This window comes from Pseudomonas sp. B21-028 (assembly GCF_024749045.1).
Lineage (GTDB): Bacteria > Pseudomonadota > Gammaproteobacteria > Pseudomonadales > Pseudomonadaceae > Aquipseudomonas.
In genome coordinates, this window is sequence record NZ_CP087184.1 from 287,821 (window position 1) to 306,262 (window position 18,442).

General features: G+C 61.3%; 17 protein-coding genes and 1 pseudogene. 6 read left to right on the forward strand and 12 right to left on the reverse strand.

The annotated features are described in order from the left end of the window. Window positions 1-159: 159 nt before the first annotated feature. The 7 genes from tauD to LOY35_RS01305 all read right to left on the reverse strand — a co-directional run bounded on the left by tauD (window position 160) and on the right by LOY35_RS01305 (window position 8,436). Window positions 160-1,002, reverse strand: coding sequence for a taurine dioxygenase (gene tauD / locus LOY35_RS01275; RefSeq protein ID WP_258629852.1), 843 nt, complete (start codon window positions 1,000-1,002; stop codon window positions 160-162). A gap of 48 nt (window positions 1,003-1,050) precedes the next feature. After that, a complete protein-coding gene (tauC, locus tag LOY35_RS01280; RefSeq protein WP_258629853.1) occupies window positions 1,051-1,890 on the reverse strand; it encodes a taurine ABC transporter permease TauC in 840 nt (279 codons plus the stop codon). Next, on the reverse strand, window positions 1,887-2,681 hold the full coding sequence (gene tauB / locus LOY35_RS01285; RefSeq protein ID WP_258629854.1) for a taurine ABC transporter ATP-binding subunit: 795 nt from the start codon (window positions 2,679-2,681) through the stop codon (window positions 1,887-1,889). Before tauB ends, tauC begins: the two co-directional genes overlap by 4 nt. 28 nt (window positions 2,682-2,709) lie before the next feature. Beyond that, on the reverse strand, window positions 2,710-3,687 hold the full coding sequence (tauA, locus tag LOY35_RS01290; protein WP_258629855.1) for a taurine ABC transporter substrate-binding protein: 978 nt from the start codon (window positions 3,685-3,687) through the stop codon (window positions 2,710-2,712). 188 nt (window positions 3,688-3,875) lie between these two features. Further along, window positions 3,876-5,459 (reverse strand): glutamate--cysteine ligase, encoded by a 1,584-nt coding sequence (gshA, locus tag LOY35_RS01295; RefSeq protein WP_258629859.1) that lies wholly within the window; start codon window positions 5,457-5,459, stop codon window positions 3,876-3,878. A gap of 269 nt (window positions 5,460-5,728) precedes the next feature. Further along, on the reverse strand, window positions 5,729-6,112 hold the full coding sequence (locus LOY35_RS01300; protein WP_258629861.1) for a PaaI family thioesterase: 384 nt from the start codon (window positions 6,110-6,112) through the stop codon (window positions 5,729-5,731). Continuing rightward, window positions 6,112-8,436 carry a Tex family protein gene (locus LOY35_RS01305; protein WP_258629863.1) on the reverse strand — a complete coding sequence of 775 codons (2,325 nt, stop codon included), beginning with the start codon at window positions 8,434-8,436 and terminating at the stop codon, window positions 6,112-6,114. Before LOY35_RS01305 ends, LOY35_RS01300 begins: the two co-directional genes overlap by 1 nt. Before the next feature lie 357 nt (window positions 8,437-8,793). Between LOY35_RS01305 and ompR the strand changes: the two genes are divergently transcribed. Together ompR and LOY35_RS01315 are read left to right on the forward strand one after the other, a co-directional pair. Beyond that, window positions 8,794-9,534 carry a two-component system response regulator OmpR gene (ompR, locus tag LOY35_RS01310; protein WP_134922415.1) on the forward strand — a complete coding sequence of 247 codons (741 nt, stop codon included), beginning with the start codon at window positions 8,794-8,796 and terminating at the stop codon, window positions 9,532-9,534. Window positions 9,535-9,645: 111 nt separating this feature from the next. Further along, window positions 9,646-10,959 (forward strand): ATP-binding protein, encoded by a 1,314-nt coding sequence (locus tag LOY35_RS01315; RefSeq protein ID WP_258629867.1) that lies wholly within the window; start codon window positions 9,646-9,648, stop codon window positions 10,957-10,959. A 60-nt stretch (window positions 10,960-11,019) separates the two neighbouring features. Here the strand turns inward: LOY35_RS01315 and rimK are convergent, their stop codons facing one another. Further along, window positions 11,020-11,925, reverse strand: coding sequence for a 30S ribosomal protein S6--L-glutamate ligase (gene rimK / locus LOY35_RS01320; protein ID WP_041024661.1), 906 nt, complete (start codon window positions 11,923-11,925; stop codon window positions 11,020-11,022). Continuing rightward, window positions 11,922-12,404, reverse strand: a complete 483-nt coding sequence (locus LOY35_RS01325; RefSeq protein WP_258629869.1) for an ATP-dependent zinc protease — start codon at window positions 12,402-12,404, stop codon at window positions 11,922-11,924. Before LOY35_RS01325 ends, rimK begins: the two co-directional genes overlap by 4 nt. A gap of 241 nt (window positions 12,405-12,645) precedes the next feature. On the opposite strand from LOY35_RS01325, the gene LOY35_RS01330 reads away from it, so the two are divergent. The 3 genes from LOY35_RS01330 (at window position 12,646) to LOY35_RS01340 (ending at window position 15,925) form a co-directional block, all read left to right on the forward strand. Further along, window positions 12,646-13,050 carry an RNA-binding S4 domain-containing protein gene (locus LOY35_RS01330; RefSeq protein ID WP_258629871.1) on the forward strand — a complete coding sequence of 135 codons (405 nt, stop codon included), beginning with the start codon at window positions 12,646-12,648 and terminating at the stop codon, window positions 13,048-13,050. A 249-nt stretch (window positions 13,051-13,299) separates the two neighbouring features. Next, a complete protein-coding gene (hslO, locus tag LOY35_RS01335; protein ID WP_258629873.1) occupies window positions 13,300-14,202 on the forward strand; it encodes an Hsp33 family molecular chaperone HslO in 903 nt (300 codons plus the stop codon). A gap of 178 nt (window positions 14,203-14,380) precedes the next feature. Next, window positions 14,381-15,925: a phosphoenolpyruvate carboxykinase gene (locus LOY35_RS01340; RefSeq protein WP_258629875.1), complete on the forward strand. Its 1,545-nt coding sequence runs from the start codon at window positions 14,381-14,383 to the stop codon at window positions 15,923-15,925. 175 nt (window positions 15,926-16,100) lie between these two features. Here the strand turns inward: LOY35_RS01340 and LOY35_RS01345 are convergent, their stop codons facing one another. The 3 genes and pseudogenes from LOY35_RS01345 to LOY35_RS01355 all read right to left on the reverse strand — a co-directional run. Then, the gene (locus LOY35_RS01345; protein ID WP_258629877.1) at window positions 16,101-16,367 is read right to left on the reverse strand and encodes a hypothetical protein; all 267 of its coding nucleotides are present in this window, start codon (window positions 16,365-16,367) and stop codon (window positions 16,101-16,103) included. A gap of 295 nt (window positions 16,368-16,662) precedes the next feature. Next, on the reverse strand, window positions 16,663-16,794 hold the full coding sequence (locus tag LOY35_RS01350) for a hypothetical protein (RefSeq protein ID WP_258629880.1): 132 nt from the start codon (window positions 16,792-16,794) through the stop codon (window positions 16,663-16,665). Window positions 16,795-16,815: 21 nt separating this feature from the next. Further along, window positions 16,816-16,959, reverse strand: a pseudogene (locus LOY35_RS01355) (serine protease); the annotation flags it as partial. Between the two features lie 245 nt (window positions 16,960-17,204). On the opposite strand from LOY35_RS01355, the gene LOY35_RS01360 reads away from it, so the two are divergent. Beyond that, the gene (locus LOY35_RS01360) at window positions 17,205-18,422 is read left to right on the forward strand and encodes a 3-hydroxyacyl-CoA dehydrogenase (RefSeq protein ID WP_258629882.1); all 1,218 of its coding nucleotides are present in this window, start codon (window positions 17,205-17,207) and stop codon (window positions 18,420-18,422) included. Window positions 18,423-18,442 lie beyond the last annotated feature (20 nt).

Consider the following 18,442-nt stretch of genomic DNA (forward strand, 5'->3'; position numbering starts at 1 on the left):
AACACAAACCCCTGTGGCGAGGGGATTTATCCCCGCTGGGCTGCGTAGCAGCCTCAAAACTGTCAACTCAATTGACCTGATAGCCCGAGATGGGTCGGGGCCGCTTCGCGTCCCAGCGGGGATAAATCCCCTCGCCACAAAGATGACCCAATCTTCTATTCACTTGAAGAACGGCACATCTCCCAGCACCGTCGCCCGGTGCATCACGCGTCGGGCAGGACGGTAGTCGTCCACGGCAAAATGCTGGGTCACGCGGTTGTCCCAGAACGCTACGTCATTGACCTGCCAGCGCCAGCGGAGGGTGAACTCCGGGCGGGTGGCATGGGCGAACAGCAGCTTCAGGATGGCTTCGCTTTCGGTTTCGGACAGCTCGTTGATGCGGGTGGTAAAACCTTCATTGACGAACAGCGACCGGCGACTGCTCACCGGATGGGTGCGAACCACCGGATGGGACAGCGGTGGGTTTTTCCGTCGTGCTTCTTCCCAGCGAGCCTGGTCCGCGGCGGTATGACCAAAGCGTTCCAAGGGAAAGGACCGTGTGAAGTCGTGGGTGGCTGTCAGGCCTTGTAGCAGGCTTTTCAACGGTGCCGACAAGGCTTCGTAAGCCGCAATGCCGCTGGCCCATAAGGTATCGCCACCGAACGGCGGCAGCAGCTTGGCGCTGAGTACCGCACCCATGGCCGGGGTCGGCAGGAAGGTCACGTCGGTATGCCAGACGGCGTTGTCGCGTACATCGGTGACGTCCGTGTCGAGCACCAGCACTTCGGGCTGCCCGGGCACATTCGGATAGATGGGGTGAATATGCAGGTCGCCAAAACAGGCGGCGAAACGTGCCTGCTGGGCTGGGTCGATGGGCTGGTCCCGAAAGAACAGCACCTGGTGTTCAAGCAAGGCCTGCTCAATGAAATTGCGCTGCTCCACGCTCAGCGGCTGGCTGATGTCGATGCCGCTGATCTGCGCGCCGAGGGCGATGCTCAAAGGAGTGATGGTCGGGCGGTTCATCGTTGTTTTTCCTGGTTGGAGCGCCGGATGTCGGCGTGGTCAATGAACTCAATGGGCCTGACCATGCCACGGCACCCACCTGCGTTGCAGTGCGCGCAGGCTCATTTCCATGGCGAAGGCGATGAGGGCGATGACCAGGATTCCCAGCACCACCACATCGGTGACCAGGAACTGCGCCGCCGACTGCACCATGAACCCCAGGCCACTAGTGGCGGCGATCAGTTCGGCGGCCACCAGTGTCGACCAGCCCACACCCAGGCCGATGCGAATGCCGGTGAGAATGTCGGGCAGGGCGCTGGGCAGGATCACATGGCGAATCAACTGTGCCGGAGTTGCGCCAAGGGATTGCGCGGCCCGTACCCTGGCCGGGTCGACCGTGCGTACGCCGGTGGCGGTGGCGATGGCTATCGGGGCGAAGATCGCCAGGTAGATCAGCAGCACCTTCGACAATTCGCCGATGCCGCACCAGATCACGATCAGCGGCAGGTAGGCCAGCGGCGGAATCGGCCGATAGAACTCGATCAATGGATCGAACACACCCCGGGCGATACGGCTGGAACCGATGGCAATGCCCACCGGTACCGCCGTCAGCACGGCCAGCAACAGGCCCAGGCCGATCCGTCCGAGGCTCGCGCCCAGATGCTGCCACAGCGTCGCGTCCATGTAGCCGCTGGTGACGAGCAGCCAGCCTTTTTGCAGCACGGCGGAAGGCGAGGGCAGGAACAACGGTTCGACCAGCCCGCTCGCCGTCACCGCCCACCATAGGACCAGCAGCGTGATCAGGGTCAGGCCGCTGATCCATCGCGTACTCACGGAACGCCGGAAGCGGCGGGCTGGATCACTGGTAAGGATTTCGTTGGCCACCGCCGGGATTTCATAGCTGCTCATATTGGCTCCTGGTGTCGGGTGGCACTGCGTTGGGCGAATACTTTGGCAAGCACGTGTTCACGGATGTCGATGAAGCGCGGGTCGGACTTGATCGACCGCGCTGACTCTCCGGCCCGGTAGCGCTGGCTGAAATCCAGGTGCAGTCGTTCGACTATCCGCCCTGGGTTGGGCGCCAGCAGGATAAGTTCGGTGGCGAGGAACACGGCTTCCTCAATGTCATGGGTGATCAGGAACACCGGTTTGGCAGTGCGTTGCCAGACCTGCAACAACAGCTCCTGCATCTGTTCACGGGTGAAGGCATCGAGAGCGCCGAAGGGCTCGTCCATCAGCAGCACGCGTGGGTCGGCCGCCAGCGCCCGGGCGAGGCCGACGCGCTGCTTCTGGCCCCCGGAAAGCTGCCAGACACGGCGTTGCTCGAAGCCGGCCAGGCCCACCAGGGCGAGCATCTCCCGGGCGCGGGTTTCCCGTGGTTCCCTGGCGACCCCAGCCAGTTCCAGACCGAACCCGACATTTGCCAGCACATCCTGCCAAGGCAACAGCGCGTCGTCCTGGAACACCACGCCGCGTTCGGCGCCGGGGCCCAGCACCTGCACGCCGTCCAGGGTGATCTGCCCGGCACTGGGCTCGACGAATCCAGCGATCAGGTTCAGCAGCGAGGTCTTGCCGCTGCCGGACGGACCCAGGGCAACCAGCAATTGCTGCGGCCCGAGGGTCAGTGAAATGTCCGTCAACACGGCTTCCGACGCCCCGGGATACTGTGCGCCGATGCGCTCCAGCTGTAACAAGGCCATTGCGGTGACTCCCTTTTTTCTTGGCGAATCAGTGAGCGATGTATTGGGCGCTGACGTAGGGGGCGTAGTCGGGCAGGACCGCTTCCACCTTGCCTTGCTCCTTGAGAAACGCAGCGGTGTTGGTGATGGCCTGGGTGGTCGGTGCGCCGAGGCTCGCGATCTGGTCGGCCGCCAGCGGGTACACGTTGCCTTGCAGCAACAGCGGGATGTCGCTGGCCTTGGCACCGGAGAGCTTCACCAGCTTGTCGATGTTGGCTGTGTTCGCCAGCCAGGCTTGCGGGTCCTTGCGGTATTGGGCGTAGGCATCCAGGGTGACCTTGGCGAAGGCGGTGACGATTTCAGGGTGCTTCTGCGCGAAGTCCTTGCGCACGATCCAAGCATCGAAGGTTGGCGCGCCGAATTTGGCCAGCTCCGCCGAAGTGATCAGCACCGTGCCGTTTTCCTTGGCCACGCCCAGGGCCGGATCCCAGACATAGGTGGCATCGATGTCGCCACGTTTCCAGGCGGCGATGATGGCCGGTGGCGCAAGGTTGAGTACCGTGACCTTCGACGGGTCGATGCCCCAATGCTTCAACGCGGCGAGCAGGCTGTAGTGACCGGTGGAAACGAACGGTACGGCAATCTTCTTGCCAACCAGGTCCTGCGGAGTCTTGATCCCGGAGCCGTCGCGGGCTACCAAGGCTTCGGCGGCGCCGATCTGGGTGGCGATGAGAAAGGTTTCCACCGGGACCTTGCGCGTGATGGCGGCGGTCAGCGGGCTGGAACCGAGGTAGCCGATCTGCACGTCGCCCGAGGCGATGGCCGTGATGACGTCGGCGCCATTATCGAATTTGCGCCAGTCGATGCTGGCCCGGGTGGCTTTTTCATAGGCACCGTCGGCCTGGGCGACTTTGGCCGGGTCGACGGTGGTCTGATAGGCGACGGTCAGGTCGGCGGCTTGGGCAAACAGACTCGCGGCAGCCAGGGAGGCGGCTGCGAGAAGGCGAAGGGGGAAACTCAAAGTCATGGGAGAACTCCTCAACAGACCGCCGGGTATTCGGCGTTGAAGGAGACTAAATGATCTAAGAATTCAAAAATAAATAACTTTTTAGCATGAGCTTATCAGCGAAAAAGTTGATCGCAGAGGAGCGGGCGAGGCCTTTGTGGCGAGGGAGCAAGCTCCCTCGCCACACTGACTGGCTCGACAAGTGCGATCTAGTTACTGATCGCCAGGATGCTCGCCTGGTACGAACCCACGAACACGTCAAAATCGCCCACTTCGTTCTGTTCCAGCTCGGTTTGCTGGGCTAGGGATTCGCGAGCGGAGGTTTCGAACGCAGCCTGTTCCTGGGCCGGCAATGGTTCGGCACGGAAGAACCCGGCGTGGGCCTTGCTCTGGCGCAGGGAGAACTGGGCGAAGCTTTCCTGATGTTCCGCCATGGCCGCCAGGACCTGCGCTGATGGGGTCAGCGACGGATCCCGGACCTTCGCCAGCTGTGCATCCAGGGCCTGGCGGTGAGCATCGCCACCGTGGCTCTGGTCGAGCAACGAAGCCAGCGGTGCGATCTGTTCCAGCAGTTCGATGGCCCACGCCTGCATGTTCACCGATTGGCCTTGGCGTTGCAGTTGCAAGCCCGGCTTGCGGCCTTCCTTGACCACGGTCAGGAAGTTGTCCGTGGCATTGCCGCATTCGCTGCTTTCGAACAACGGGCTCTCGTTGAGGCCGCAATACAACAGGAACGCATCGAGGAAACGCGATTCGGTGACGTCGATGCCCAACGGCAGGAACGGGTTGATGTCCAGACAGCGTACTTCGACGTACTGGATGCCCCGGGCCATCAACGCCTGGATCGGACGTTCGCCGGTGTAGGTCACGCGTTTGGGGCGGATGTTGGAGTAGTACTCGTTTTCGATCTGCAGGATATTGGTGTTGAGCTGCACCCACTCGCCGTTCCGATGCGTGCCGACTTCGACATACGGTGCATAGGGCGTCGCCACCGCTTTGCGCAGGCTGTCGGTGTAGCTGGCCAGGTCGTTGTAGCACGGCGTCAGGCCGGCCTGGGCGTTGCTCTGGTAACCCAGATCGCTCATGCGCAGGCTGGTGGCATAGGGCAGGTATAGGGTGTCCGGGTCCAGTTGTTCCAACTGGTGCGGGCGACCGCGCAGGAAACCGGCGTCCAGGGCCGGCGAGGCACCGAACAGGTACATCAGCAACCAGCTGTAGCGACGGAAATTACGGATCAGCGCGATATAGGCCTGCGACTGGAAATCACGGTCGCTGACGTCGGCCGCCTCGGCCTGGCGCAGCAGCGGCCAGAGTTTCTCCGGCAGGGAGAAGTTGTAGTGGATCCCGGCGATACATTGCATGGTCTTGCCGTAGCGCAGGGCCAGGCCCTGGCGATAGACGTACTTGAGCCGACCAATGTTCGAGGTGCCGTAGTACGCGATGGGAATCTCTTCTTCCGCCGGCAGCGGGCACGGCATCGACGGACTCCACAGGTATTCATCACCGAGTTTGCTGTAGACAAACCGGTGGATCCTGTCGAGGCTGCTCAGGGTATCGGCCGGGTTCGCCAGGGCCGGGGTGATGAACTCCAGCAGCGACTCGGAATAGTCGGTGGTGATCTGCCCGTTGGTCAGCGCCGAGCCCAGAGCTTCGGGATGCGGGGTCAATGCCAGGCGCCCGCTGTCCGTGACACGCAGGCATTCACGTTCGATACCGTGCAGGCACTGCTCGAGCAGGGAGAGGTTGGCGCGCTCGCCGAGCAGGGCCAGGCGGCGGTTTAAGAGGTCGCTCAAGTTGAATTCCTTCACGCGTCAGTCGCCCCAATATGGGGGTGGGCAAGGCGCTCTACAAGGGTGAAGTTGAAACTGGCGTTATCGCCCGGTTTTGTACGGCCAAGAACGAATCGCCGCAGTCTCCTGTGGGAGCGAGCCTGCTCGCGATTGCGGTGAATCAGCTACGTTGATGCGACTGAAACACCGTTATCGCGAGCAGGCTCGCTCCCACAGGGAACTGCGACGCTGTTTCTGTTGCGCCGAAATTAACCCAAATCGATGACAGGGAGCTATAGGACAGCGAAGGTGCCTTGTGCTTTTGCGACCAGCTTGTCGCCCTGGGTCACCTCAGCCTCGACCACCAGCGTGCGCCGCCCCGGGTGGAGGACCCGGGCCGTGCACAGGACCTCGCCCTCGGACACGGCGCGAATGTAGTTGATCTTGCATTCGATGGTCGCGCTCTGTTGATCAAAGCCATGGACACTGGAACAAGCCAGGCCCATGGCGATGTCCACCAGGCTGAACAATGCGCCACCGTGCAGCTTGCCGCCCCGATTGCGCAACGGCGGCTCCAGGGCCAGGGCGACTTGCGCCACCCCGTCCCCCAGACTGTGCAAGCGGCAGCCGAGCAGTTTGAAGAAGGCGCTTTCCACCAGCCCGGCCGGCGTGTCCATCAGCGCTTCTTCAACTGCTTGGCGTTGGCGAACAGCGAGGCCATGGCGTTGTTGGCCGGGGCCGCCGTGGCGGTTTCCTTGCGCGGCGCGGTGTTCTGCGACTGGCGCGGCGCCGAGCCTGGACGAGGGCCACGGGCACCGTCGACTTTCTCGCCGGGGGTGTCGCTCATGCGCATCGACAGGCCGACGCGTTTGCGCGGAATGTCGACTTCCATGACCTTCACTTTCACCACGTCACCAGCCTTCACGGCTTCGCGCGGGTCCTTGATGAACTTCTCCGACAGCGCCGAAATGTGCACCAGACCGTCCTGATGCACGCCGATGTCGACGAACGCCCCGAAATTGGTGACGTTGGTCACCACCCCTTCCAGGATCATGCCGGGTTGCAGGTCCTTGAGGTCTTCGACGCCTTCCTGGAACTCGGCGGTCTTGAACTCGGGACGCGGGTCACGGCCCGGTTTCTCCAGTTCTTGCAGGATGTCGGTGACGGTGGGCAGGCCGAAGGTTTCGTCGGTGAATTTCTTCGGATCCAGGCGCTTGAGGAACGAAGCGTCGCCGATCAGTGAGCGGATGTCGCGATCGGTCTGGGCGGCGATGCGTTGCACCAGCGGGTAGGCTTCGGGGTGGACGGCCGACGAATCCAGGGGGTTGTCGCCGTTCATGACGCGCAAGAAGCCGGCGGCCTGTTCGAAGGTCTTTTCCCCAAGGCGCGGGACTTTCTTCAACGCGGCGCGGGTCTTGAAGGCGCCGTGCTCATCGCGGTGGGTCACGATGTTCTGCGCCAGCGTAGCGTTGAGGCCCGAGATCCGCGCCAACAGCGCCACCGAAGCGGTGTTCACGTCCACACCCACGGCGTTTACGCAGTCTTCCACCACGGCGTCCAGGCCGCGGGCCAGTTTCAACTGGGACACATCGTGCTGGTACTGGCCGACACCAATGGATTTCGGGTCGATCTTCACCAGCTCCGCCAGCGGATCCTGCAGGCGACGGGCAATCGACACCGCGCCACGGATCGACACGTCCAGGTCCGGGAACTCCTTGGACGCCAGTTCCGAAGCGGAATAAACAGAAGCGCCAGCCTCGGACACCATGACCTTGGTCATCTTCATGGCCGGGTATTTCTTGATCAGCTCGGCGGCCAGTTTGTCCGTTTCACGGCTGGCGGTGCCGTTGCCAATGGCGATCAGGTCCACCGAATGCTTGGCGCACAGGGCCGCGAGCACCGCGAGGGTCTGGTCCCATTTGTTGTGCGGGACGTGGGGATAGACCGTCGCGTGATCCAACAGCTTGCCGGTGGAATCCACCACCGCCACCTTGCAGCCGGTACGCAGACCCGGGTCTAGGCCCAGGGTGGCGCGTGGGCCGGCCGGTGCCGCCAGCAGCAGGTCGTGCAGGTTGTGGGCGAAGACGTTGATTGCCTCGGTCTCGGCGTTGTCCCGCAGTTCGCCCAGCAGGTCGGTTTCCAAGTGGGTATAGAGCTTGACCTTCCAGGTCCAGCGCACCACCTCTGCCAACCATTTGTCGGCGGCGCGGTTCTGGTTCTGGATACCGAACTGCTGGCCGATCATGCCTTCGCAGGGGTGCATGGTGCCGGGCAATTCATCGCCGACTTTCAGCGCGGAGCTGAGGATGCCTTCGTTGCGGCCACGGAAAATCGCCAGGGCGCGGTGGGACGGCATGCTCTTGAGCGGTTCGTCGTGCTCGAAGTAATCCCGGAACTTCGCCCCTTCCTCTTCTTTGCCTGCGATTACGCGGGCACTGAGGATGGCTTCGTGTTTCAGGAAGTTGCGCAGCTTTTCCAGCAGGTTGGCGTCTTCGGCGAAGCGCTCCATGAGGATGTACTTGGCGCCTTCCAGCGCCGCCTTCACGTCCGCCACGCCCTTTTCGGCATCGACGAAACGCGCGGCTTCGGCTTCGGGCGCCAGGGTCGGGTCGTTGAACAGCCCGTCGGCCAATTCGCCAAGCCCGGCTTCCAGGGCGATCTGGCCCTTGGTGCGGCGCTTCTGCTTGTAGGGCAGGTACAAGTCTTCGAGGCGGGTCTTGGTGTCCGCCAACTTGATGTCGCGTTCGAGCGCCGGGGTTAGCTTGCCCTGTTCCTGGATGCTGGCCAGGATGCTGATACGCCGTTCGTCGAGTTCACGCAGGTAGCGCAGGCGCTCTTCCAGATGACGCAATTGAGTGTCATCGAGGCTGCCGGTCACTTCTTTCCGGTAACGGGCGATAAAAGGCACCGTGGAGCCTTCATCGAGTAGCGCGACGGCCGCTTCGACCTGTTGCGGGCGTACGCCGAGTTCCTCGGCGATGCGGCTGTTGATGCTGTCCATAAAACCACCTGACAAATTATGAAATCAGGCCCGCCGGCGCAGAAACAGGGCTCGGCGAGACTGGTTGAGCGGCCTGGCGTGGACCGCTGCCTGGGTCAAGAAAGGCTGCCTGTTGACCCGCGAAATTCAAAAAGTGCTGCCTGGCCAAAGGGAAAAAGGCTCGTCGAGGGTAACGATTCGACATTCCCAGGCACAAAAGGCCGCGCATTATAACCAGCGTTCCGTCCTTCGGGGGGTCATGGTCTGTAGGTCCGATACCCGTATGGGTGGAGATGGAGGAAAAATCTGCTAACAATGCACACGGTGCGTATAACGGCAGCTAGGCCATAATGCGCGCCGAGATCAAAGGAGCTTCCTATGAGCAGCACTGCACAAACTGCTGAAGGCGAAAAAATTCTGATTGTTGACGACGACCCGGGGCTGAGCAGCCTGCTGGAGCGCTTTTTCGTCAGCAAGGGCTACCGGGCCCGCACCGTACCCAATACCGAACAGATGGATCGACTGCTGGCCCGTGAAGTCTTCAACCTGGTGGTCCTCGACCTGATGCTGCCTGGCGAGGACGGCTTGACGGCCTGCCGCCGCCTGCGCGGCGCGAACAACCAGATCCCGATCATCATGCTCACTGCCAAGGGCGACGAACTGAGCCGTATCAAGGGCCTGGAACTGGGTGCCGACGATTACCTGGCCAAGCCGTTCAACCCCGACGAACTCATGGCCCGGGTCAAGGCGGTCCTGCGTCGTCAGTCCGCCCCGGTGCCTGGAGCCCCCGGCAGCGAAGATGAAAGCGTGACCTTCGGCGACTACGAGCTGTCCCTGGCCACCCGTGAGCTCAAGCGTGGCGACGAAGTCCACATGCTGACCACTGGCGAGTTCGCGGTGCTCAAGGCCCTGGTGATGAACGCCCGTCAACCGCTGACCCGGGACAAGCTGATGAACCTGGCCCGTGGCCGCGAATGGGATGCGCTGGAGCGCTCCATCGACGTGCAGATTTCCCGCCTGCGCCGGATGATCGAGCCCGATCCTTCCAAGCCGCGCTATATCCAGACTGTCTGGGGCGTGGGCTATGTATTCGTGCCGGATGGCGCCGCCGGCAAATGATCGGCGATTTGTAGGAGCGGGTGGCCTGGCGGATTGAATTCTTCTTCCAGGCGATTCGCGTCCGTCAGTATGCGAGCATCGCTCGCTCCTGCAAGTGTGTAGCGGTTATCCATGAAAACCCCCGTTTGGTTTCCCCAGAGTTTCTTCTCCCGCACCCTCTGGCTGGTGCTGATCGTCGTGCTCTTTTCCAAGGCACTGACGTTGGTCTACCTGCTGATGAACGAAGACGTCCTGGTGGACCGCCAGTACAGTCACGGCGTTGCCCTGACCCTGCGGGCCTATTGGGCTGCCGATGAAAACAATCGGACGAAGATCGCCGAGGCGGCAACGCTGATCCGGGTAGTCGGTGCCGGTGTGCCCGAAGGCGAACAGCACTGGCCCTACAGCGAGATCTATCAGAGGCAGATGCAGGCCGAGCTGGGCGCCGATACCGAGGTGCGCCTGCGTATGCACTCGCCCCCGGCGCTGTGGGTGCGTGCCCCAAGCCTGGGAGATGGCTGGCTGAAGGTGCCGTTGTACCCGCATCCCCTGCGTGGCCAGAAAATCTGGAACGTACTGGGCTGGTTCCTGGCCATCGGCCTGCTGTCGACAGCGTCGGCGTGGATATTCGTCAGCCAGCTCAACCAACCGTTGAAACGCCTGGTCTATGCGGCCCGACAATTGGGCCAGGGACGCAGCGTGCGGCTGCCCATCAGTGACACGCCCAGTGAAATGACCGAGGTGTACCGGGCCTTCAACCAGATGGCCGAGGATGTCGAGCAGGCCGGACGCGAGCGAGAACTGATGCTCGCCGGGGTCTCCCACGACCTGCGTACACCACTGACCCGGTTGCGGTTGTCATTGGAGCTGATGGGCGAGCGCACCGACCTGACCGATGAGATGGTCCGTGATATCGAAGACATGGATGCGATTCTCGACCAGTTCCTGGCGTTCATTCGCGACGGACGCGATGAATCGGTGGAGGAAGTGGACCTCAGCGAGTTGGTACGGGAAGTGGTCGCGCCCTATAACCAGGGCGACGAAAAAGTGCATCTGCAGTTGGAGCCGATCCAGCCGTTCCCGTTGCGCCGGGTGTCGATGAAGCGGCTGCTGAACAACCTGATCGGCAATGCCCTGAACCACGCCGGGACGGGTGTCGAGGTAGCGGCCTATGTCTCCGGCGACACCAACGCGCCTTATGTGGTGCTGAGCGTCATGGACCGTGGCGCCGGCATCGATCCTTCGGAGCTGGAGGCCATCTTCAATCCCTTCACCCGTGGCGACCGCGCCCGGGGCGGAAAGGGCACGGGGTTGGGCCTGGCAATCGTCAAGCGCATTGCCTCGATGCACGGCGGCAACGTCGAATTGCGCAACCGTGTCGGTGGCGGGCTCGAAGCGCGGGTGCGGTTGCCGTTGGGGTTGATGTTGCCCAGGGATGCGGTATAGAAGCAGCGGCAAGCTACAAGCTGATTTGCTTCTGCTTGAAGCTTGAAGCTCGTAGCTGCTCTACCCCTTGCCCTTGGTGCGGGTCATGTTCGGCCCGCCATTCTTTTCCAGATGCTCGATGATGATGCCCGCCACGTTTTTGCTCGTGGTGGTCTCGATGCCTTCCAGGCCAGGCGAGGAGTTGACCTCCATCACCAAAGGGCCGTGATTGGAGCGCAGGATGTCGACACCCGCCACGGCCAAGCCCATGACTTTTGCGGCGCGCAGGGCCGTCATGCGTTCTTCCGGGGTGATCTTGATCAGGCTGGCGCTGCCACCGCGATGCAGGTTGGAGCGAAACTCCCCAGGCCGGGCCTGACGCTTCATCGAAGCGATGACCTTGTCGCCGACCACGAAACAGCGGATGTCCGCGCCGCCAGCTTCCTTGATGTATTCCTGGACCATGATGTTTTGCTTGAGGCCCATGAATGCTTCGATCACCGATTCCGCCGCCGTCGCGGTTTCGCACAGGACCACGCCGATACCCTGGGTGCCTTCCAGCACCTTGATGACCAGCGGCGCGCCATTGACCATCGCGATCAAGTCGGGAATGTCATCGGGTGAATGGGCAAAACCGGTGACCGGCAGGCCGATGCCGCGCCGCGACAGCAGTTGCAGCGAACGCAGCTTGTCCCGGGAGCGGGCGATCGCCACGGATTCGTTGAGAGGGAATACCCCCATCATTTCGAACTGGCGCAACACGGCGCAGCCATAGAAGGTCACGGATGCCCCGATGCGCGGGATCACCGCATCGAACCCTTCCAGCGGCTGGCCCCGGTAGTGGATCTGCGGCTTGTGGCTGGCGATGTTCATATAGGCACGCAAGGTGTCGATCACCACCATTTCATGGCCACGCTCAGTCCCGGCCTCAACCAGGCGACGAGTGGAATACAGACGCGGATTACGCGACAGCACAGCGATCTTCATGCAGCACCTGTGGCAGGGGTAGTGGTTACCGGGAATACCGGCTTGTCTTGGACGTATTTGATGCCTGGATTGACCACCAACTGGCCGTCGATCAAGGCTTTGGAACCCAACAGCAGGCGATAGCGCATGGACTTGCGGCAAGCCAGGGTGAACTCGACCCGCCAGATCCGATCCCCGAGTGCCAGCGTGGTGCTGATCACGTAGCGGACCTGGGCATGACCGTTGGAGCTTTTAATCGTCTTGCGCGCCACCAGTGGGGCTTCGCAGCGGCGATGACGCAGTTGTACCACCGTGCCCAGGTGCGCAGTGAAGCGTACCCATTTTTCGCCGTCACGCTCGAATGGCTCGATGTCGGTGGCGTGCAGGCTGGAGGTACTGGCACCGGTGTCTATTTTTGCCCGTAGCCCCGCGACTCCCAGATCTGGAAGCGCCACCCACTCGCGTAGACCGACAACGGTCAAATGGTCAAAAGTCTTCAATAAGAACAACCTGTGATCGGTACTTCGGATCAGGGGGCCCGCGAGTCGCGGCATTCGTACAGAGTAATCACAAAATGGCGACAGTTATCCAGTGGCCTGTGTGGCTGATTCGCGCACTCGATTTCAGTGCAGGATTTGCCGGTGAGGCCGGTTCGGTCGGCATTCTATCTGTCGGCGTGAATTCGTGCGCCCGACAAAAACGGTAGTACAGTTCTGACTATTGGCGGAAAGAGGAATTGCAGTGGCACAAAAACAGGAAGAGGACGACAAGGTCCGTCTCGATAAATGGTTGTGGGCGGCGCGATTCTATAAAACCCGTGCGCTCGCCAAGGCCGCCATTGAAAGTGGCAAGGTCCACCATCGGGGCGAACGTTGCAAGCCGGGCAAGGAGCCCCGCATCGGCGACGAGTACATCATTCGCGCCGGGTTCGATGAAAAGACCGTGGTGGTTGAGGCGTTGTCGATCGTGCGGCGTGGGGCGCCTGAAGCGCAGACCCTGTATCGCGAAACCGAAGCCAGCATCGCCCGGCGCGAAGCCGCCGCTGCCCAGCGCAAGGCGGGTGCATTGGGCGTCAGTACCGATGGCAAGCCGAGCAAGAAACAGCGCCGGGACCTGTTCAAGTTTCGCGGTAGCAACAGCGAATAAAAGTGCTTCCAGAACAATACGCATTGTCTGGAGGAACCATCTGTGGCGAGGGGATTTATCCTCGCTGGCTCGCGCAGCGGCCCTGTTTTTTTGAGGCCGCTACGCAGCCCAGCGGGGATAAATCCCCTCGCCACGGGAAGGTGTTGGATGCAACGAGCGGCGTGGCTGTCCCTCCCCTTGCTTGGAACCACCCTCGAATGCCCATAAAATGTTCGGCATCTTTTGCCATCACCTCAGATACCCACCTTTATGACTGATTTACCGGATAACGACTGCACCCAACGTTTCATCTTTGATGACATCGACGCCCGTGGCGAACTGGTGGCGTTGGAGCGTAGCTATGCCGAAGTCCTTGCCAAGCACCCCTATCCGGAACCGGTCGCGCAACTGCTCGGTGAGTTGATGGCGGCGGCGTCGCTGTTGATCGGTACGTTGAAATTCGATGGCTTGCTGATTCTCCAGGCCCGTTCCGAAGGCCCGGTGCCGATGCTGATGATCGAATGCTCCAGCGAACGCGAGATCCGAGGCCTGGCCCGCTATCACGCCGATCAGATCGCCCCCGGTGCGACGTTGACCGACCTGATGCCCGAGGGAGTGTTGGCCCTGACGGTCGATCCGAGCCATGGCAAGCGCTATCAGGGCATTGTCGATCTCGACGGCGAGTCCCTGGCTGAATGTTTTACCAATTACTTCGTCATGTCCCAGCAGACCAATACACGATTCTGGCTCTACGCCGACGGGCGGCGCGCCCGTGGACTGTTGCTGCAACAATTGCCCGTCGACCGTATTCGCGATTCAGAAGAACGTGATGCCAGCTGGCAGCACATCACCGCTCTGGCCAGCACCTTGAGCGCCGACGAGTTGCTGAGCCTGGACAATGAAACGGTCCTGCATCGTCTCTACCACGAAGAGACCGTGCGCCTGTTCGACGAGCTGCCGCTGCGCTTCCAATGCAGTTGCTCTCGTGAACGATCCGGCAATGCGTTGGTCAGTCTGGGTCTGGAAGATGCGCAGCAACTGGTCATCGAGCATGGCGGCGCCATCGAGATCGATTGTCAGTTTTGCAATGAGCGCTACCTGTTCGATGGGGCAGACGTTGCCCAACTGTTCGCCGGAGCGGGCGTCGATGCACCGTCAGATACTCGTCACTGAATCGGTTCAGTGCAGGTAAATCTCCTGACAAGCGCCGGATTTACGCCGTACTGACGGGAGGGCCCTACTCTTTTTGGGGTTTTCTGGCATAATCCGGCCCACTTTTTTCGGGTAGTAGTGCGCGACTTCCTACTACAAAACGTTTGGAGCACTCGGCCAAGGGCCGATGGGGAACCACATGACGCAAGCCAATAACGCCGTGTACACCGATCTGAGTGTCGATGATCTGGTCAAAGAAGCCCTGAATCGCGGTGAAGGCGAGCTTGCCGATACTGGCGCGCTGGTTGTTCGTACCGGTCATCGTACCGGTCGCTCGCCCGCCGACCGTTTCATCGTAGAAGAACCGACCACCCAGAACGCCATCGCCTGGGGCCCGATCAACCGCAAGTTCCCGGCCGACAAGTTCGATGCCCTGTGGAACCGCGTTGAAGCCTACCTGGGCGAGCGCGAGCGTTTCGTGTCCCATGTACATGTAGGTTCCGATCCCGCGCACTACCTCCCGGTCAAGATGACCACCGAGACAGCCTGGCACAACCTGTTCGGTCGTTGCCTGTTCATCAACCCCGAGCAGTACAACGCCGGCGGCAAGGATGAATGGCAGATCCTCAACGCACCGAACTTCGTTTGCGAGCCAGCGCGCGACGGCACCAACTCCGACGGTACCGTGATCATCAACTTCGCGGCCAAGAAGGTCCTCATCGCCGGCATGCGCTACGCCGGTGAAATGAAGAAGGCCCTGTTCTCCGTCCAGAACTTCCTGCTGCCGGCGGTTGACGTACTGCCGATGCACTGCGCCGCGAACATGGGCGAAGAGGGCGATGTGACCCTGTTCTTCGGCCTGTCGGGCACCGGCAAGACCACCCTGTCCGCCGACGAAAGCCGCTACCTGATCGGTGACGACGAGCACGGCTGGGGCGTGGGCGTGGTCTTCAACATCGAAGGCGGTTGCTATGCCAAGTGCATCGACCTGTCCGAGAAGAACGAGCCGGTGATCTGGAAAGCCATCCAGCACGGTGCCGTACTGGAAAACGTCGTCCTGGACCCGGTCACCAAGAAAGCCGACTACGCCGACGACAGCCTGACCCAGAACAGCCGCGCCGCCTACCCGCGCGAACTGATCGAAAAACGCGCGCCGAAAAACCTCGGTGGCGAGCCTAACGCCGTGATCTTCCTGACCTGCGACCTGACCGGCGTGCTGCCACCGGTGTCGATCCTCAGCGAAGAACAAGCCGCCTACCACTTCCTGTCGGGTTACACCGCGTTGGTAGGCTCGACCGAAATGGGTTCGGGCAGCGGCATCAAGTCGACCTTCTCCACCTGCTTCGGCGCACCGTTCTTCCCGCGTCCGGCCGGTGAATACGCGGAACTGCTGATCAAGCGTATCCGTGGCTTCGGCTCCAAGGTCTACCTGGTCAACACCGGCTGGACCGGCGGCGGCTACGGTGTCGGCAAACGCTTCAACATCCCGACCACCCGTGCGGTGATCGCGGCGATCCAGAGTGGTGCGCTGATTGGTGCCGAAACCGAACACCTGGACATCATCAATCTGGACGTGCCGTTGGCTGTTCCAGGCGTCGAGACTGGCCTGTTGAACCCACGCAACACCTGGGGCGACAAGGCCGCCTACGACGAAGCCGCCAAGGCCTTGGCTGGCCTGTTCATTGAGAACTTCAAGAAGTTCGAAGTGAGCGACGCGATCAAGGCTGCTGGTCCGCAGTTGTAAGGTTGGTCCGCGAATAGAAAAACCGCCCTTCGGGGCGGTTTTTTGTGGGCGGCTATTCGTGTCCACCCCTCACGCCACGTCCGCTTTGGCTGAGGACTGGAATTGTTCCATCTGTTATGAAGAGAAACAGCCAGAATATTACTACTTGGCCCTCTGACGATCACAGCTCTGATGCCTAGCGCAATCGCTGCCGTACAACCTCCAACATTTCGCTGCCGTCCTGAACCAACAGATAAAGCGCATGGACAATGCTGGGGATGTCCTTTACATCGGCATGCTCGAAGCAAAGGCAATGCAGGGTTTCGAGCAGGTTGCTGGAGGCCTGGATGCGCTGGGCGGCGGCGTCGCAGAGGTGCTGGAGATCTGCCTCGGTGTCGATGATCAGGACAGGTGTGCTATTGAGCCGTTGGTATTGCCCGACAGGCGGGTTGGATCGCTGCATTTGAGCCTCTTCAGTACGACGTTTGAATCGCGCCGTGGACTATAGAGAGCTCTATTCGGGGATCGCAATATGGCCTGGAGGGACAGGTTGCGTAGGACGTTTACCGGCTTCTGACACTCGATAAGCGCCCTATTCCTGATGCTTGCTGGCTGTGCCCTTTTCCGCGTAACTCTCCGTTGGATCCTACACATGCGCTGTAGGCATTGCCTAAGAGGCGGTAGGCTGCTTCTGATAAGACCGTCATAGATCACGGCCCTATCAGACCCTTGCAGAGCGAACGTGTCGTTGCGCAGGGTCAACCAAGCAATGAAGAAGTCGCAGGCGTCATGCAGTGGGCAAGCAGTGGCGGTATCTCGGGCATTTTCATACATCCATTCAATAGCAGGAATGTGGTGATGGCGAAGAAGATGGTCAGTTTGCGCGACATGGTTTTTCCCTTTGAAGTTGATCAATCAACCATTGATGCAGGAGTGCATACAGAAGCCGTTTCAAGGTCCATCAACCCTCGCCCATAGGCGTTGCTGTTGGCGTAGATGCCTGTGCGATTGCTGGTCGCCAGCAGGTGTTTGCGTACTTGCGGACTGAGTTGTGGATTGAATTGACGATGCACCTTAGCTCGCAAGCAGCGCCGGAACGAGGCATCAAAGTGCCCGGATTTGTATCACCTCATGGCGAAGAACCAGGCCGCCGTGGCTGTATCTAGGGCAACATCCGCCAGAGGCGCCTGTGAGCTGCATCCATTTGCTGAATGCCGTTCATCACACGAATAAATTTCAAAAACGGTCTGCGGCTGACTAAGGTGAAGGCTGTCTTTGGATCGCCGACGAGAGAGCAGACATGAGCCAGATTATTGAGCACGCCGCCGTGATCGGTGCAGGCACCATGGGACGGGGCATCGTGATGTGCCTGGCCAATGCCGGAGTGACGGTGCGGTGGGTCGACAACAACCCGCAGATGCTCGAACAGGCGCTGGCAGCCGTGGTCGAGACCTATGCCCATGGCGTGCGCCAGGGCCGTATCGACCAGGGTGAAGCCGATGCCCGGGTTGCCAGGGTGACCAGGGCGGGCGATTACGCGGCGATCCGTGACGTGGATCTGGTGATCGAAGCGGTGTATGAGAACCTGGAGCTCAAGCAGCAGATCTTCAGGGAGCTGGACGGCCTGCTCAAGCCCGAGGCCATTCTGGCGAGCAACACGTCGGCTCTGGACATCGACGCCATTGCCGCCGTCACGCGCCGACCAGGCCAGGTTCTGGGGCTGCATTTCTTCAGTCCGGCGCACATCATGAAACTGTTGGAAATCGTTCGTGGCGCGCAGACCTCCAGAGCGGTGCTGGACGCCGCCCTGGAACTGGGCAGCCGCATGGGCAAGGTCAGTGTTGTGTCGGGCAATTGCCACGGGTTCATCGGTAACCGGATGCTTCACCCCTATGTGCTGGAAGCTCGCAAGATGTTATTGGAGGGCGCGTTTCCCCATCAGATCGATGCGGCGTTGCAGGGTTTCGGCTTCGCCATGGGGCCGTTCCGGATGTACGACGTGGTCGGGATCGACCTGGAATGGCGGGCACGGGAACTGGCCGGCAAAGGCCAGGATGCGCCCGAAGTGCAGGTGGACAATCGCCTGTGCGAGCTCGGGCGGTTCGGCCAGAAAAGCGGCAACGGGTACTATCACTACGAGCCGGGTAGCCGGCAGGCCGAGCACGACGTTGAGGTCGATGCGCTGGTGCAGCGGGTCAGTGAGGAGCTGGGTTTCCAGCGTCGGGAAATCGGCAGTACGGAAATTCTCGAGCGTTGCCTGCTGGCACTGGTCAACGAGGGGGCGAAGATCCTGCAGGAAGGCATTGCCGGGTCGGCCCACGACATCGACCTGGTGTACCTCAATGGCTACGGGTTTCCGGCGGACAAAGGTGGCCCGATGGCCTGGGCTGACCAACAAGGGCTTGAGGATATCCACGCGCGCCTGCTGGAGCTCGAAACGAAGCAGGGAGACCAGTGGAGGCCTGCGCGCCTGATCGGGGAGCTTGCAGCCCAGGGCAAGGGATTCGCGCAGCGATAGCACCTCCCGCAACGACCACT